The organism is Planomonospora sp. ID91781, assembly GCF_015711595.1.
In the GTDB taxonomy this organism is placed as follows: domain Bacteria; phylum Actinomycetota; class Actinomycetes; order Streptosporangiales; family Streptosporangiaceae; genus Planomonospora; species Planomonospora parontospora.
In genome coordinates, this window is record NZ_JABTEY010000001.1 from 3,475,361 (window position 1) to 3,490,111 (window position 14,751).

Here is a 14,751-nt window from a genome sequence, read left to right on the forward strand (position 1 = left end):
TCATCGGTACTCCGACAGCCGGGGCCGGACCCCGGCGAGGATCATCACGGCCGTGGAGGCCATGGCGACCGGCAGGAGGAACCACAGCTCGCCGATCCGCTCCTCGCCGTTCCGGATCTGCCGGTCGAACGCGCCGCGGTGCAGTTCGGCGAGCCTCAGCAGCGCCGCGTCGTACTCCCCGAACGCGGTCTCCAGCCGTCCCATCCGCTGCTCGACGGCCCGGCGCGGCCCCGCCTCCCGCATCGTGCGGTCCGCCTGCTGGAAGTCCCGGTAGCGCGCCAGCACGGCGGCGACCGCGGGCCCGCTGCCGGGCAGGTTCGTACGGGCCGCCTCCTGGCCGACCAGCCCGAGGAAGGCCGCGCGGTCCCCGTCCACCGCCGCCTTCACCGCGCTCTGGTAGGCGGCGAGGTCACCGGCCGGGGTGTACAGCACCGACTGCGACTTGTCGAGGTAGGTCTGCTCGTAGGTGTCGGCCCGCTCGGGGTCGAGCAGCCAGCGGCTCTGGTCGCCGTGCATGCTGCTGCCGACGGCCCGGGCCCGGGCCAGGGTGAGGACCGAGTCGAACCCGTCGCGCTTGGCGGCCCGCAGGACGTCGGCCTCCTGCCCGAGGACCGTGACGCCCGTCAGCGCGTACATCCCGGCGATCGCCGTCGCCACCAGCAGGGCCGGATTGAACACCCGGCGGAACCGGCGCGCCAGGAACACCTGGAGCCAGACCAGGCAGCAGAGGGCGGCGACCCCGGCGACCCCGGTCAGCACCTGCCCCGCCCGCACGGCCAGGGTCCGCTCCTGGTGGGCGCGGCGCACCACGGTCCCGCTCTCCAGGGTGAGGTTGTAGGCCATGGGCAGCAGTTCCAGCCGCATCAGGTCGGTCGCCTCGCGGTAGACCTCCAGGACGGGCCGGGGCGGCGGGCCCGCCGGGTGCCCGGCCTGCTCGTCGAGGAGCAGTGCCCGCGCGGCCAGCCGTTCGTAGCGTCCAAGACCGTCCAGCACGGCCTGGACGGTCCGCCGCTCGGCCGGGTCGTCACCGGCCAGCGCGGAGGACTGCAGCACCGCCCGCCCGGCGTCGCTCCTGCGCCGCTCGTAGACCTCCAGAGCGCGGGCGCGCCCCTTGCCCAGCCGGTGCTCGCCGCCGATCAGCAGCACGTTGGCGACCTGGGCGTCCATGTCGCTGAGCGCGAAGTACAGGTCGGCGGTGGCCACGACCTGCGGTCCGGCGTCGTGGCCGATGACGTCCAGGCCGTCCCGGACGCTCTGGGCGGCGGTGAACAGGGTGCCGAACAGTACGGCGAGGGCCAGCACGGAGACGGCCGTGATCAGGCGGATCCGGCCGGGGACGCCGCGCGGCAGGAGGGCGCGGCCTGTGCGGCCCGGGACGGCCGGGACCCCGCCTCCCGAGGCCCCGGACGGGACCGGTGGGGGCGGGGGAGCCGCCGGGGCCGGCGGAGCGGGCCGGGGCGGGGCGGACGTCATGCGCTCCTCCCGCGCCGCAGGGTGATGAGGGTCCACGCGCCGAGATGGATCCGGGCCCCGTCGTCCACGGGCACGGGCCGGTTGGCTTCGACCGGCCGGCCGTTGACGATGGTGCCGTTGGCGGAGCCGGGGTCGACGAGGGTCCAGGTGTCTCCGGGCCCGGAGAGCAGGACCGCGTGCAGGTGGGAGACACCCGGGTCCTCCGGCGGGCCGCTCAGGTCGATCTCGGGGGCGAGGGCCCGGGAACGGCTGAGCCTGCCGATGCGGACCTCGGTTCCGGTCAGCGGGACGTCCCGCCGGGGGCAGTACGGCGGGAACAGCACCCGGGCGGCGTCCGGGCCGCCCTGCGCGATCATCTCGTCGTAGTGCGCGCGGTCGGCCTCGACGGTCGCCCGCCACTCCACCGCGACCGCGACCGCGCGCCGCGGCGCCGCGGCCTGGTCGTGGCCGCAGTCCTCGCAGAACCGCCCGCTGACCGGCGCCCCGCAGGCGGCGCACCCGCCGGGCGACCCGGCGGCGGCCGGAGCGGGCGGGGAGGACGGGGAGGACGGGGACGGCGGGGAGGCGCCGCCCGCGCCGGGGACACCGGTCAGCCTGCTCCCGCAGACGCCGCAGTATCCGTCGGCGAGCCCGGCCTCGCCCGGGTCGTGCCCCCGGGGGCAGTCGGCCATGGTGCTCCTCTCCTCAGCTCGCGGCGTCCCGGCCGCCGGGGCCGGGCTCCTTCTTGATGCGGGCGGTCCGGACCGAGCCGGTGTCCAGCGCGATCTCGTCCGCCCGGTCGACGGTGCGGCGGAGCCGGGCGGTGCCGGTCCCGGGGTCCACCTCGACGACCTTGGCGAGCAGCTTGGCGGTGTCGGTGTTGCCGGACTCCTCGGCGAGTTCCCTGGCCCGGCCGAGGCGGGCGGTCGCGGTCTCCAGATCGCCCGCGGCGCGTGCGCCCAGCCCCTCCTGGATGAGGTCGAACAGCTCCGCCTGCCCGGTGTAGTGCGCCACCCCCGGACTGACCCGGGTGGACAGCGCCAGGTCGTCGGTCCACCGGGCCAGGACGTTGCCGCGGGCCAGGACGTCGCCGGTCCCGCCCGGCTCCCCGGTCCCGGCGTCCGGCACCACCAGCCGCACCCAGGCGCCGCGGACCTCCTGGCCGACCGCGCCCGGGGGGATCTCGACGCACAGGTGGTACTCGCGGGTCTCCGCGCCCCAGGCGCCGGTCGGGTAGTCGCCGGTGAGCGCGTCGACGTCCGCCCGCAGGCCCGTCAGGTCCGCCAGGGCCGGGGACACCTGCTTGAGGTACTTCACCCGGCCGTGCTGCGGGGTCCAGATCCGCAGTGCGACCTCGGCCACGGCCTTGCCCATCGTGGTCTCGACCATCGCCCGGAAGTCGTCGGCCAGGTCCCCGGGGTCGCGGATGAAGCCGGAGCCGCCCAGCAGGGCCTCGGCGACCCGGCGCAGCTCCGCCGGTTTCCAGTCGGTGCCGACGCCCCGGCAGTCGCAGACGAACCTGCCCGCGCAGTGCGCCAGGGCGGCGGCGAACACCCGTTCGTCCTCGTTGTTCTGGCCGTCGGTCAGCAGGATGGCGTGCCGTACCGCCCCGGGGTGGTCCTGCAGCAGTTCGGCGGCGAGCCGCAGCCAGGCGCCGATCGAGGTGCCGCCGCCGGCGTTCAGCCCGCGCAGGGCCCGGGCGGCCTGCTCCCTGGTCCCGGCGTCCGCCCGCGCCAGCCCGGCCCGGCCACTGGGATAGATCTTGGCCGCCTCGTGCGTCCCGGCGACGACGGCGAAGTGCACGCCGTCGCGGAGCGTCTCCACCGCGACCTGCGCGGCGCGGCGGGCTTCGGCGATCTTGGGTCCGCCCATCGACCCGGAGGCGTCGACGATGATCACCTCGGCCGCCTCGACGCCCCCGGCCGGCTGCAGGGCGGGGCCGGAGGCCTCGACGGTGAGGATCGCGTGGACCTCCCGGCCGCCCGCGGGCAGGTGCTCGTTCTGGTCGATGCTCAGCGTGAACAGGGGCCGGTCGCTCAATCGTTCCTCCTGCGCAGGTGCGTGCCGGCCGGTGCCGGCGGCGGGTCGAACGGGATCACCAGGACGGTGACGTTGTCGCGGCCGCCCGCCGCGAGCGCGTGCCGCACCAGGGCGCGGGCGGCCTCCAGCGGCGCGGTCCCGGCGGTGAAGGGGGCCAGGGCGGCGGCCTCGCGCAGGTAGCCCCAGAGGCCGTCGCTGCACACCACGACCGCGCCGGAGTCCCGCGGGGCGAACGTGCGGACGCGGGCCTCGACCTCGCCCGCGTCCGCCCCCAGCCACGCCGACAGCACGCCGGGTGCGGCGGTGTCGTCCTCGGTGAGCAGCGCGGAGCCGGTGAGCGGCAGGCGGTCCTCCGGTACGGCGGCGCCGGCGGGCGGCACGGGCCGGGTGGGCACGGACCGGTCGGGGGAGCCGGGGACGTCGCGGGAGCCGGGGCCGGGCGGCCCGGAACGGAGCCAGTACGCCCGGCTGTCGCCCACCCAGCCGACGGTCACCCCGCCGGGCCCCACCACGGCGGAGACGTAGGTGCAGGCGGGCGCGTCGTCCGGGGAGGAGGCCAGCGCCGCCACCGCCGCCGCGGCACGCGCCGCGGCCGCCCGGGTGGCGGCCTCGGGGCCCGTCCCGGCGCCGAGCGCCTCCAGCAGTACGGCGGCGCCGGTCGAGGCGGCCGCCGACGAGGCCTCGTCCGCCCGGGGCGAGGACGACACGCCGTCGCAGACGACGCCGACCGTCAGGCCGCCCCGGGCCGGTCCCCCCGCCGGTCCGGCCGCGGCCAGCACCATCGCGTCCTCGTTGCGGGCATGCCGCAGCCCGCGGTCGCTCACCCCCGCCGCGCCGCCCGCCGTCGTCTCGGCGTGGTCGCGCCCGGTGGGCTGCTTCAGGCCGCAGCGCTCGCAGTAGCCGTCCGGGTCCACCGGCGCGGGCCCGCACCGCGCGCACCGGGCCGAGGAGAGCTCGCGGCCGCACTGCTCGCAGAAGAGATCGCCGGGCAGCACGCCCGCACCGCAGTACGGGCAGAACCCTCCGGCACGGCCGGCGTCGTCCGCGCCGCCCGGGGTCCCGCCGTGGCGCGGGCCGTCGGTGTCCGGCTCGTCCGTCCGGTCCGGGGACGGGCCCGTCACAGCAACGTCCGGGGGCGGGTGGCGTTGGCGCGGTCGATCAGCGCGTGCCGTTCGGCGGTGGTGGCCGCGCCCCGGGCGAGCCCGCGGTAGAGGCGTTCCAGCTCCCGGCGGAGCGCGCGTTCGGTGAACGGCACGCCCAGGACCGTCCCGGAGCCGCGGCCGCGACCGGACCCGAGCCACTCCAGCGCCCTCTCCAGCACCTCGGCGGCCAGTTCCCCCCGGCGGCGCGGGTCCAGGTCGGCCAGGTCGTCCAGGCGCGCCCCGATCCCGGCGAGCGCCGCGGCGTCCAGCGCGGCGGGGTCCCGCTCCCGTACGGCCGCCGCCACGCAGGCCAGGCGCGCCGCGACGAAGTGGCTGGAGCTCGGCGGCACCCCGTCGAGGACCGCGATCGCCCCGGCCGGGTCGCCCGCCGCCAGCCGGTTCCTGGCCAGCCCGAAGGACGCGCTCACGTAGGAGCGGTCGGTGCGCTGCACCGTCTCGTAGCGGCGCGCCGCCGCCCGGGGATCCCCGGCGCACTCCAGGCAGAAGGCGAGGGCCAGCCGGGGCGCGCACTCGCCGGGCAGGAGGTCGTAGCACCGGTCGAAGATCGCGGTGGCCTTGGCGAGGTCGCCCGAGACGAGCTCGTGCACGCCCCGGCACCACAGGACCCGCCAGTCGCCCGGCAGTTCGGCGGCGGCCCGGACGAGCAGGGCGTCCGTCTCCCCGGCGCCGTGCTCGGCGCTCATCCGGGCGAGGGCGAGCAGGGTCTCGGGGGTGTGCGGCGTGGAGCCGAGCATGGCGGTCAGCTCGCCGGGGGTGCGGGCGGTGAGCCCGGACAGGAAGGGGGTGGCCGGGTCGGCGGGGTCGGCCAGCGGGACCGGCAGCGCGGCCGCGGCGGCGGCGCGCTCCAGCGGGACGAGCGCGCGCCCGCCGCCGGGTGCGGCCAGGGCGGTCCCGGCCGCGATCCGCTCGGGGCCGAACAGGACGGACGGAGCCGGGTAGGGGACGCCGTCCTCGGCGGCGCGCACCTCCCGCAGGACCCCCACCAGCTGGTCGGCCATCTCCTCGGCCCCGGCGAAGCGGGCGGTGGGGGAGGGCGCGGTCGCCCTGAGCAGGAAGCGGTGGAAGGACTCGTTCCGGACGGCCGGCGGGAGGTCCTCCAGGGCGGGGACGGGCGCCTCGGCGCCGCCGGAGACCGGGCTGAAGGGGATGGACAGCACCGCCAGCGTCCGGCCCACGGTGTAGAGGTCGGAGGCGACCGAAGGGCCCTCGGAGGCGATCTCCGGAGCCTGGTAGCCGACGGTGCCGTAGACGGCGCTGTCGGAGTCGCCGATCATCCGGACCGCGCCGAGATCGATGATCTTCAGTTCGCGGCCGACCTGGATCACGTTGGCGGGCTTGAGGTCGCAGTAGAGCATCCCCCGCTCGTGCAGGTAGCCGAGGGCGCGCAGGATCTCCAGCGCGTACGGGATCGCCTGGCGCAGCGGCAGGGCCTCGGCGGCGCCGGTCTCCCGCAGCCGGCGGCGGAGCAGGTCGTGCAGGGACTCGCCGCCGATGTACTCCATGACGAGGTATCCGGCCATCCGCCCGGCGGCCGGGCCGGTGCCGGGCTCGCGGTGCCGGACGAAATTGAAGATCTTGACGATGTTCGGGTGGTCCACCCCGGTCAGGAAGCGGCGTTCGGCCTCCGCCACGGCCAGCGCCTCGGCGTCGTTGGTGTTCAGCAGGCCCTTGAGGACCACCCACCGGCCGTCGAGGTTGCGGTCGGCGGCCAGGTAGACCCAGCCGAGCCCGCCGTGCGCCAGGCAGCCCTTCACCTCGTACTGCCCGGCGACCAGGTCGCCCTCGCGCAGCTTGGGGGTGAAGGAGAACGGGGTGCCGTCGTGCGGGCAGAACCCCTCGGTACGGCCCGGCCGGCCGTCGCGGCTCCGGCCGACGGGCCTGCCGCAGCCGGGCGCGCCGCAGAACCTGCGGTCCTCCGGCACCTGGGGGTCGTGCAGCACCACCGCCGCCGGGTCCCGGTAGAGCACCGGGGGGACCTCGGCCAGCCCGGTGCCCAGCAGGCCCGGCCGCGACCCGCCGGTGCCCCGCGTCCCGCGGCTCGCGGCGGTACCGGTCCCGTGGCGTCCGGCCGAGGGGATGGTGACGGGTGTGGACCCGGCGGGCCCCGGGGGAGGAGGGGCCGCGGGAGGCGGCGGGGGCGGGGCGGGTGCGGGCCGGGACTGCGGCTGTGACTGTGACTGGGGCTGCGGCTGTGCGGCGTGGCCGCACAGGTCGCAGTAGCCGTCCTCGACGGTTCCCGAGCAGTCCGGCCGGGTGCAACCGGTCATGGGGCGCCTCCCTCGATCGCGCGCCGGTATCCCGTCACGGCCACCGTCGCCCGCCGCAGGTCGCAGGGGGCGGTCCGGAGCAGGTCGTAGGCCTGCCGGTGCAGGCGGTCCAGCACGGGGTCCTCGGCCCGGCCGAGCCGTACGGCCTTGGCCCGGAAGGCCTCCAGCCGCCCGTGGAGCTCGTCGCGGCGCGCGAGCAGCTCGCGCAGCTCCGCGGTGGCGCGTTCCGCCTGCCGCAGGGCCTGCTCGGCGTCGCGTTCGAGGTCGGCCAGGAGCTCGGCCCACGCCAGCCACCGGCCGCCGCCCTCGCCTCCCGGGCCGCCGGCCGAGTCCTCCGAGTGGCGGTCCGAGTCCTCCGAACGGCCGTCCGAAGCCTCCGGGCCGCCGTCCGGGCCGCGCGCGCCGCCGGCGGGGTCCGGGCCGCGCGTACGGGGTCCCGTACCGGGTCGGTCCAGCGCGGTCAGCCGGTCACGCAGGAACGGGGCCAGGCGGGGCAGGGCGGGCAGCGCCGGAGAGGCGATCTTCACCAGCACGAGGTCACGGGTCCGGCGGGCCTCCTCCTCGGCCTCGGCCACCCGGCCGACGAGCAACCCCAGCGCCTCGCGGTGCGCGCCGTACCCCCGCCGGAGCGCCGTCGCGCGCTCCGCCCGCTCGCGCAGGCGCCCCGCCGTGGCGGCGGTGCGCTCCACGGCTCCGGCCTGCCCGCGGCCGGAGCCGAGCGGATCGCCGAGGAGCTCCCCCCGGAGCCGTTCGATCTCCCGCTCGCACGCGTCCAGCTCGGGATCGCCGTCCCCGAGCCCGCGCAGCAGCCCCCGGGCCGCGGCCGCCGCGGCCGTCGCGGCGTCGAGCCCGGGGAGCACCGCGCTCCAGACCGCGTCCACGTCCGCGACCAGGGCGGTGACGTCGCGGAAGGCGGCGTCCATCGCGGCCACCGCCCCGTCCAGGGTGAGGCGCTCGCCGGGCGAGGCCAGCAGCGACCGGCGCTCCACCGGCCGGGCCTCGGGCGCGAGGCGGACGGCGGGTCCGGTGAGCAGCCCGGTCAGCTCCGCCAGCTCGGACGCCCCGAGCCTGCGGCGGCTCCCGGCGATCCGTTCGGCCCGGTCGAGGACCTCCCGGTAGGCGTCCAGCAGGGCCCAGAGCAGGGCCGCGCGGCGCTCGGCGTCCGCCCAGCGCCGCGCGGTCTCCCCGTGCAGCGCGGAACCGCCCAGCAGCCGGAACACGGTGTGCGCGTCCAGGTCCAGGACGTCGCCGGAGATGCGGTCCCGCTCCTCGCGGCGGACCCGGAGGGCGTGCTGGACGCCTTCGGCGCTCATCGGCGGCCCGGCCGCCCCTGGACTCCCGGTCAACGGTCCCCGTTACCTTCCCGTGCGCGAGGCCCCCGTGGAAAGTGTGGTTCTTCATCCGCTCTTTACCCGTTGACGAAGGATCGCAGTGGAAAGTTTCCGAACCGGGATGTTCGCGGCGCCGCCGGGGAGCCCGGCGCGGTTCCCCGTGTCCCCCGTGTCCCCCGTGTCGCCCCGTGTCCCGGAGGGGGCCGGCCGCCGGGATCACTAGCATCGTCGGCGGGTCGTTCCGCGACCGCGTCCCGCCGTCCACCAGCAGAGGAGAACCGATGATCTTCATCACCGCCAAGTTCCGGGTGCTGCCCGAGTCCGCCGACCGATGGCCCGAGATCACCCGGGAGTTCACGGAGGCGACCCGCGCCGAACCGGGCTGCCTGTGGTTCGACTGGTCCCGGAGCGTCGACGACCCGGCCGAGTACGTCCTGGTGGAGGCGTTCCGCGACGACGAGGCCGGGGCGGCGCACGTGGGGTCCGAGCACTTCCGGCAGGCGCAGCGGACGCTGCCGCCCCACCTCGCCGCCACGCCCCGGATCGTCAACACCACGATCCCGCAGGACGACTGGTCCCTCCTCGGCGAGATGGCCGTGCCCGAGCGGGACTGAATCCCCCTCCCGCGAAGAGGGGGCGTCCTCCTCCGGCGACGTTTCCACACCGCTCCGTCTGCGGTGATATCCGTTCCGGTATCCATCGGATGCGTTTACCGGTATTGGACACGAACCGCCAGGTCTGGTCTGCTGTCCCGTGTGATCAGCGGGCGGTGCGGGAGCCGCCGGGGCGGGGGCCGTCACACGTCATGGGACGGCTCCGTCCCCCAGGCCGGCGGGCATCGCGTGGACTCACCGCGAATCCCGTCCCACGGGCCCGCCCATGACTTCCCAGTCGCAGGAGGAACGATGCACGTGGTCGTCGCGAGCCGGTTCACGGCCGCGCCGCCGTCCGGAGGGGCCCGCCGGCGTCCCGGGACCCGGAGGGCGGCCGGCGGGGGCACCGGCACCGGTGCCGCCGGATGAACATCTTCGGAGAGCCGGGGGAGGTCCCCCCGGAGGAGCGGCCCGGGGCCCGGACGACGGCGCGGTCGACGGCGCGGACGGGGGCGGGGTCCGGTGTCATGCGCCTGGCCCAGGCGGCGGTGGCCGCGGGGGTGCTGGCCGCGGCCCTGGCCCTGCCCGCCGTGGGCGGCGCCGGGGCGCTGGTGGTCACCGCCTCGGACGAGCTGAACCTCAGGCCGGTGGACCTGCCCGAGCCGCCGCTGGCGGAGAAGACGACCGTCCTGGACGCCAGGGGCAACCAGATCGCGCAGTTCTACGAGGAGTACCGCGAGGTCGTCCCGCTCGCCGAGGTGGCCCCGGTGATGCGGACGGCGATCATCGCGATCGAGGACGACCGCTTCTACGAGCACGGCCCGATCGACATCGAGGGGACCATCCGGGCCCTGGCGAAGAACCTCACCTCCGGCGGAGTGAGCCAGGGCGGCTCCAGCATCACCCAGCAGTACGTCAAGCAGGTGCTGCTCAACACGGCCGTCACCGACGAGGAGAAGAACAAGGCGCTGGAGGCCAGCTACGCGCGCAAGCTCAACGAGCTGCGCCACGCGCTGGCCGTCGAGCAGAAGTACTCCAAGGACCAGATCCTGGAGAAGTACCTGAACATCGCCTACTTCGGCGCGGGGGCCAACGGCGTCGAGGCGGCGGCCAAGCGGTTCTTCGGGATCCCGGCGGCCGAGCTCGACCTGGCACAGGCGGCGACCCTCGCGGCGGCCGTTCAGCTGCCCAACGCCACCGACCCCGAAGGGGGCAGGAAGAACCGCAAGCGGCTGCTGGACCGGCGCAACGTCGTGCTCGACCGGATGGCGGAGCTCGGCAGGATCACCCCGCAGGAGGCCGCGAAGGCCAAGGCCGGGAAGCTGGGGTACCGGGGCACGCCGCTGCCCGGCGGGTGCGAGGCCAGCCCGTACCCCTACTTCTGCATGTACGTGCGCCACGAGATCCTCGGCAACCCGAGCTTCGGGAAGACCGAGAGCGCCCGGGCCCGGTTCCTCAACCGCGGCGGTCTGACGATCAGGACCACGCTGGAACCCCGGATGCAGGCCGCGGCGGAGAAGGCGATCAGGGCGCGGGTGCACGCCTCGGACGAGCCGGTCGCCGCCCAGGCCCTGGTCCAGCCGGGCACGGGGATGATCAGGGCGATGGCGGCCAGCCGCGAGTACGGCACCTCCCGGCGCAGGAACGAGATCTCCTACAACGTCGTGGCCGACGCCGCGCACGGCGGGGGCATCGGTTTCCAGCCGGGCTCGACGTTCAAGACCTTCACGCTGATCGAGGCGCTGAAGAAGGGCATGAAGCTCGACGACGGCCTCACCGCGGGCGCGGGCTACCGCGCGCCCGCCTACTCGACCTTCAAGGACTGCAAGGGCGGCAACGTCGGCGACCCGACGCACACCATCACCAACGACGAGGGGTCGCCCGGCTTCAAGACGCTGCGCACGGGCACCTGGAGCTCGGTCAACACCTTCTTCCTGGTGCTGGAGGAGCGCGTGGGCCTGTGCGACACCGTGCGGACGGCCAGGTCGCTGGGGATCAAGCGCGCCGACGGCCGGCCGCTCCAGGAGGTGCAGACCTTCACCCTGGGCGTCAACGAGACGGACCCGGTCACCGTCGCCGGCGCGTACGCGGCCATCGCGGCGCGCGGCAGGTACTGCAGGCCGATGGCGATCACCCGGATCACCGACCGGAACGGCAGGGCGACCGACCACCAGCCCCAGTGCCGCCAGGCGCTGGACCCCGCGATCGCCGACGCCACCGCCGACGTCCTGTCCGGGGTGTTCACCAAGGGCACGATGCGGAGCGTGGGCGGGATCGGCAGGCCCGCCGCGGGCAAGACCGGCACCACCGACGACCACGCCACCGCCTGGTTCGCCGGGTTCACCCCCGACCTGGCCGGCGCGGTGAGCCTCGGGGACCCCCGGGGTTCGACGGCGCACAAGCTCCGCGGCGTGACCATCGGCGGACACTACTACGGCGCGGTCTTCGGGGCCTCCATCTCCGGCCCGATCTGGAAGGACACCATGATGGCCGCGCTGAAGGGCGTCAGGGCCACCCCCTTCCACCCGGTCGACTCCGCCCGCTTCGGCGGCTGCGGCGCCGGCTGCGCCCCCCGGCCGCCCGTCTCCGACGCCGGCGACGGCGGACCCGGTGACGGCGGACCCGGTGACGGACCCGGGAACGGCGAGGGACCCGGGAACGGCGAGGGCCCGCCCGGGAACGGCGAGCGCGGACCGGGCCGCGGGCACGGGCCGGGGCAGGGCCGGGGGCCGGGCGGGAACGGCGGGGCGAACGGACCGGGCGGAGGCGGCGGGTGACCCCGCCCGCCTCCCTTCCTTGATCGATTCTTGATCGATCTTCGGTAGGGTGCGCGTCATGCAACGTCTGACCGGATTGTTGATCGGCGCGGTTTTCGGCGCGGTCTTCGTGTTCGTGAACTCGCACCCGCCCCTCGATCCGACGATCGCCCTCGTCCTCCGGGTCGCCGCCTCCGCCGCCCTGGGCGGCGTCGTCCTCCTGTGGTTCACCGCCGTGAGACGGGCCAGGACGACCGGCGTCGAACCGGTCGTCGCCGGAGGACAGGCCGGCGGGAAGATGTTCGGCCTCGGCTTCGCGGTCATCGCCGTGGCCGAGGTCGTCATGCTGTTCGGCGGCATCGCGGTGCTGCGCGCCCTGGACCGCCCGGTGGAGACCAACGTCGCCTGGATCGCCCTCGTCGTCGGCCTGCACTTCGTCGCCCTCGGGCCGGTCTGGAAGAACCGCACCATCATGCTGCCCGGCCTCGTCCTCACCGTGCTCGGCGCCGCCGGGATCGCCATGACCTTCACCCCGGCCCTGGAGTGGGTGCCCCTCGTCAGCGGGGTGCTGTCCGGCGTGACGCTGCTGGCCGGCTGCACGGCCTCCTCCTGGTCCGCCCTGTCCGCGCCGGCCGCCACCCGCTAGACGGGCACCGCCCCGGCGCGGGACCGGGACCGGACGGGGATTCCCCGGTTCGGGGGACGCGGGCGGAAGGCCTGCCGTACCCTCCCGGCGTGGACGATCCGCGGGCAGGCCATCCCTCCGACCGGCGTGAACAGGCCCGGCTGGAGTTCCGGGAGGCCGGGCGCGAGCTCCGCTGGGCCATGGGCCGGTACGGCGACGCCCGGCAGGCGATCGACTCCGGGGGCGTGTCCATCGGCGAGCTGTTCCGGGCGAGGCAGGCCTGGGCCTGGGCCCTGATGGAATGGGTGCGCACGCTGACCTCCCGGGAGGAGGTCCTGGACGGGGTGCGGAGCGGTCCCGGCGACGGGAGTGAGCGCCCGGACGCCGGTGCCGGGCGCTTCCCGCCGCCCGCCACCCTCGAGGCGGCGCGCCGCCAGGTCGAGGTGCTCTCCGGGCAGTACGAACGGATCCGCCACAGGGCCTCTCCCGAGGAGGTGGCCCTGGCGCGGAGCCTCTGGGCGCGGGCGCTGGCGTCCTGGGCCCGGATGCTGATCGCGGCGGAGGAGGCCGCGGACGGCGTACGGCTCGACCGGCTCGAGGCGGGAGACCGGGTGGGCACCGACCTGTCCGGCGAGGACCGGCCCGAGCAGGCGGAGCGGTCGGCGCGGCAGCGCGAGGTCGTCACCGCGAGCCGGGAACGGGCCCGGGCCGCCAACCTCGCGGCGAGAGGCTATCTGCCCGGGGAGGACATCCCCCCGGCCGCGGGCGGCGCCGGCGGGCGCGACGTCCCCGCGGCGCCGGCCCGCCGGGCCGCGGGCCGGCCGTCACGGCGGGCCGGATGAGACGGCGGGCGCGGCGTGGGCCCGGAGGCGCCGCGACGGACCGGGCGCCGGCGGTCAGCCCATGTGCGGGTAGCGGTGGTCGGCCGGGGCGACGAAGGTCTCCTTGATCGTCCGGGCGTTCACCCAGCGGATCAGGTTGAAGATCGAACCGGCCTTGTCGTTGGTGCCGGAGGAGCGGGCGCCGCCGAAGGGCTGCTGGCCGACGACGGCGCCGGTGGGCTTGTCGTTGACGTAGAAGTTGCCCGCCGCGAAGCGCAGCCGCTGCGAGGCGACGGTGATCGCGTAGCGGTCCCGGGCGATGACCGAGCCGGTCAGCGCGTACGGCGAGGCGCTCTCCATCTGGTCCAGCACCGTGTCGAAGTCGGCGTCGTCGTAGACGTGCACGCCGAGGATCGGCCCGAAGTACTCCTTGCTGAAGATCTCGTCGGTCGGGTCGGAGGAGACCAGGATCGTCGGCCTGACGAAGTAGCCGACCGAGTCGTCGTAGGAGCCGGTGAGCACGTCGATCGAGTCCAGCGAGCGCGCCCGGTCGATCGCGGCCTTGTGCTTGGCGAACGCCCGGGAGTCGATGACCGCTCCCATGAACGTCGACAGGTCGGCGGCCACGTCGCCGACCGTCAGCGACTCGGCCGTGGCGACGAGCTCGTCGCGGATCGCGGTCCAGACCGAGCGCGGCACGTAGGCGCGGGAGGCGGCCGAGCACTTCTGGCCCTGGTACTCGAAGGCGCCGCGGACCAGCGCGGTGGTCAGCACGGCCGGGTCGGCCGAGGGGTGGGCCAGCACGAAGTCCTTGCCGCCGGTCTCGCCGACCAGGCGCGGGTAGCTCCGGTAGGAGGCGATGTTCGCGCCGACCGTGGACCACAGGTGCTGGAAGGTCGCGGTGGAGCCGGTGAAGTGGATGCCGGCCAGCTCCGGGTGGGTCAGCGCGGCCTCCGAGACCGCCGAGCCGTGGCCGGTCACCATGTTGATCACGCCCGGCGGCAGGCCGGCCTCCTCCAGCAGCCGCATCGTGAAGTGCGCGGCGAACTGCTGGGTGGGGGAGGGCTTCCAGACCACGACGTTGCCCATCAGGGCGGCCGAGGCGGGCAGGTTGCCGGCGATGGCGGTGAAGTTGAACGGGGTGATCGCCAGGACGAAGCCCTCCAGCGGGCGGTACTCCATCCGGTTCCACACGCCCGGCGAGGAGGCCGGCTGCTCGGTGTGGAGCTGCCGGGCGTAGGCCACGTTGAACCGGAGGAAGTCGATCAGCTCGCAGGCCGCGTCGATCTCCGCCTGCTGGACGGACTTGGACTGGCCGAGGATCGTGGCGCCGTTCAGCGTCCGCCGCCACGGGCCCGCGAGCAGTTCGGCGGCGCGCAGGAAGATCGCGGCCCGCTCGTCGAAGGGCAGTGCCCGCCAGGCCGGGGCCGCCGCCAGCGCGGCGTCGATCGCGGCCCGCACGTCACCGGCGGTGGCGTCGGCGGTACGGCCGAGCACGGCGGCGTGGTTGTGCGGCTGCACCACGTCGACGGGGGCGCCGCCGGCCATCCGCTGCTCGCCGCCGATCGTCATGGTCAGGTCGAGCTGGGAGCCGGCCAGCTCCTTGATGCGGCCGGTGAGCGCCTCCCGCTCGGGGCTGCCGGGCGCGTAGCCGTACACCGGCTCGTTGGCGGGGACGGGAACGTTGGAGATGGCGTCCATTG

General features: G+C 75.8%; 11 protein-coding genes. 4 read left to right on the top strand and 7 right to left on the bottom strand.

The genetic code is table 11. From position 1 onward, the window contains the following. The 6 genes from HS048_RS15785 to HS048_RS15810 are packed head-to-tail and all read right to left on the bottom strand — an operon-like array spanning nt 1 to nt 8,235. On the bottom strand, nt 1–1,473 hold the full coding sequence (locus tag HS048_RS15785) for a hypothetical protein (RefSeq protein WP_230880840.1): 1,473 nt from the start codon (nt 1,471–1,473) through the stop codon (nt 1–3). After that, nucleotides 1,470–2,144 carry an FHA domain-containing protein gene (locus HS048_RS15790; protein ID WP_196467318.1) on the bottom strand — a complete coding sequence of 225 codons (675 nt, stop codon included), beginning with the start codon at nt 2,142–2,144 and terminating at the stop codon, nt 1,470–1,472. Before HS048_RS15790 ends, HS048_RS15785 begins: the two co-directional genes overlap by 4 nt. Nucleotides 2,145–2,157: 13 nt before the next feature. Next, entirely contained in the window at nt 2,158–3,492 is a 1,335-nt protein-coding gene (locus tag HS048_RS15795) for a VWA domain-containing protein (protein WP_196467319.1), read from the bottom strand. Beyond that, nucleotides 3,489–4,613, bottom strand: coding sequence for a protein phosphatase 2C domain-containing protein (locus tag HS048_RS15800; protein ID WP_307832495.1), 1,125 nt, complete (start codon nt 4,611–4,613; stop codon nt 3,489–3,491). The genes HS048_RS15795 and HS048_RS15800 overlap by 4 nt, the downstream gene beginning before the upstream one ends. After that, nucleotides 4,610–6,922 carry a serine/threonine-protein kinase gene (locus HS048_RS15805; RefSeq protein ID WP_196467320.1) on the bottom strand — a complete coding sequence of 771 codons (2,313 nt, stop codon included), beginning with the start codon at nt 6,920–6,922 and terminating at the stop codon, nt 4,610–4,612. Before HS048_RS15805 ends, HS048_RS15800 begins: the two co-directional genes overlap by 4 nt. Next, on the bottom strand, nt 6,919–8,235 hold the full coding sequence (locus HS048_RS15810; protein WP_196467321.1) for a hypothetical protein: 1,317 nt from the start codon (nt 8,233–8,235) through the stop codon (nt 6,919–6,921). Before HS048_RS15810 ends, HS048_RS15805 begins: the two co-directional genes overlap by 4 nt. A 299-nt stretch (nt 8,236–8,534) precedes the next feature. On the opposite strand from HS048_RS15810, the gene HS048_RS15815 reads away from it, so the two are divergent. The 4 genes from HS048_RS15815 (at nt 8,535) to HS048_RS15830 (ending at nt 13,069) form a co-directional block, all read left to right on the top strand. Next, the gene (locus tag HS048_RS15815) at nt 8,535–8,867 is read left to right on the top strand and encodes a putative quinol monooxygenase (protein WP_068894043.1); all 333 of its coding nucleotides are present in this window, start codon (nt 8,535–8,537) and stop codon (nt 8,865–8,867) included. A gap of 506 nt (nt 8,868–9,373) precedes the next feature. After that, nucleotides 9,374–11,623 carry a transglycosylase domain-containing protein gene (locus tag HS048_RS15820; RefSeq protein WP_196467933.1) on the top strand — a complete coding sequence of 750 codons (2,250 nt, stop codon included), beginning with the start codon at nt 9,374–9,376 and terminating at the stop codon, nt 11,621–11,623. 58 nt (nt 11,624–11,681) lie between these two features. Then, entirely contained in the window at nt 11,682–12,248 is a 567-nt protein-coding gene (locus tag HS048_RS15825) for a hypothetical protein (RefSeq protein WP_196467322.1), read from the top strand. An 89-nt stretch (nt 12,249–12,337) separates the two neighbouring features. Then, on the top strand, nt 12,338–13,069 hold the full coding sequence (locus tag HS048_RS15830; RefSeq protein WP_196467323.1) for a hypothetical protein: 732 nt from the start codon (nt 12,338–12,340) through the stop codon (nt 13,067–13,069). A 54-nt stretch (nt 13,070–13,123) separates the two neighbouring features. Here HS048_RS15830 and pruA read toward each other — a convergent pair whose 3' ends face one another. Then, nucleotides 13,124–14,749 carry an L-glutamate gamma-semialdehyde dehydrogenase gene (gene pruA / locus HS048_RS15835; protein ID WP_196467324.1) on the bottom strand — a complete coding sequence of 542 codons (1,626 nt, stop codon included), beginning with the start codon at nt 14,747–14,749 and terminating at the stop codon, nt 13,124–13,126. Nucleotides 14,750–14,751: the final 2 nt, after the last annotated feature.

Bases quoted from the DNA above. Each gene is read 5' to 3' on its own strand.
- HS048_RS15805 (WP_196467320.1), bottom strand. From the start codon at position 6,922: ATGACCGGTTGCACCCGGCCGGACTGCTCGGGAACCGTCGAGGACGGC.
- HS048_RS15825 (WP_196467322.1), top strand. From the start codon at position 11,682: ATGCAACGTCTGACCGGATTGTTGATCGGCGCGGTTTTCGGCGCGGTC.
- pruA (WP_196467324.1), bottom strand. From the start codon at position 14,749: ATGGACGCCATCTCCAACGTTCCCGTCCCCGCCAACGAGCCGGTGTAC.
- HS048_RS15790 (WP_196467318.1), bottom strand. From the start codon at position 2,144: ATGGCCGACTGCCCCCGGGGGCACGACCCGGGCGAGGCCGGGCTCGCC.
- HS048_RS15785 (WP_230880840.1), bottom strand. From the start codon at position 1,473: ATGACGTCCGCCCCGCCCCGGCCCGCTCCGCCGGCCCCGGCGGCTCCC.
- HS048_RS15820 (WP_196467933.1), top strand. From the start codon at position 9,374: ATGCGCCTGGCCCAGGCGGCGGTGGCCGCGGGGGTGCTGGCCGCGGCC.
- HS048_RS15810 (WP_196467321.1), bottom strand. From the start codon at position 8,235: ATGAGCGCCGAAGGCGTCCAGCACGCCCTCCGGGTCCGCCGCGAGGAG.
- HS048_RS15815 (WP_068894043.1), top strand. From the start codon at position 8,535: ATGATCTTCATCACCGCCAAGTTCCGGGTGCTGCCCGAGTCCGCCGAC.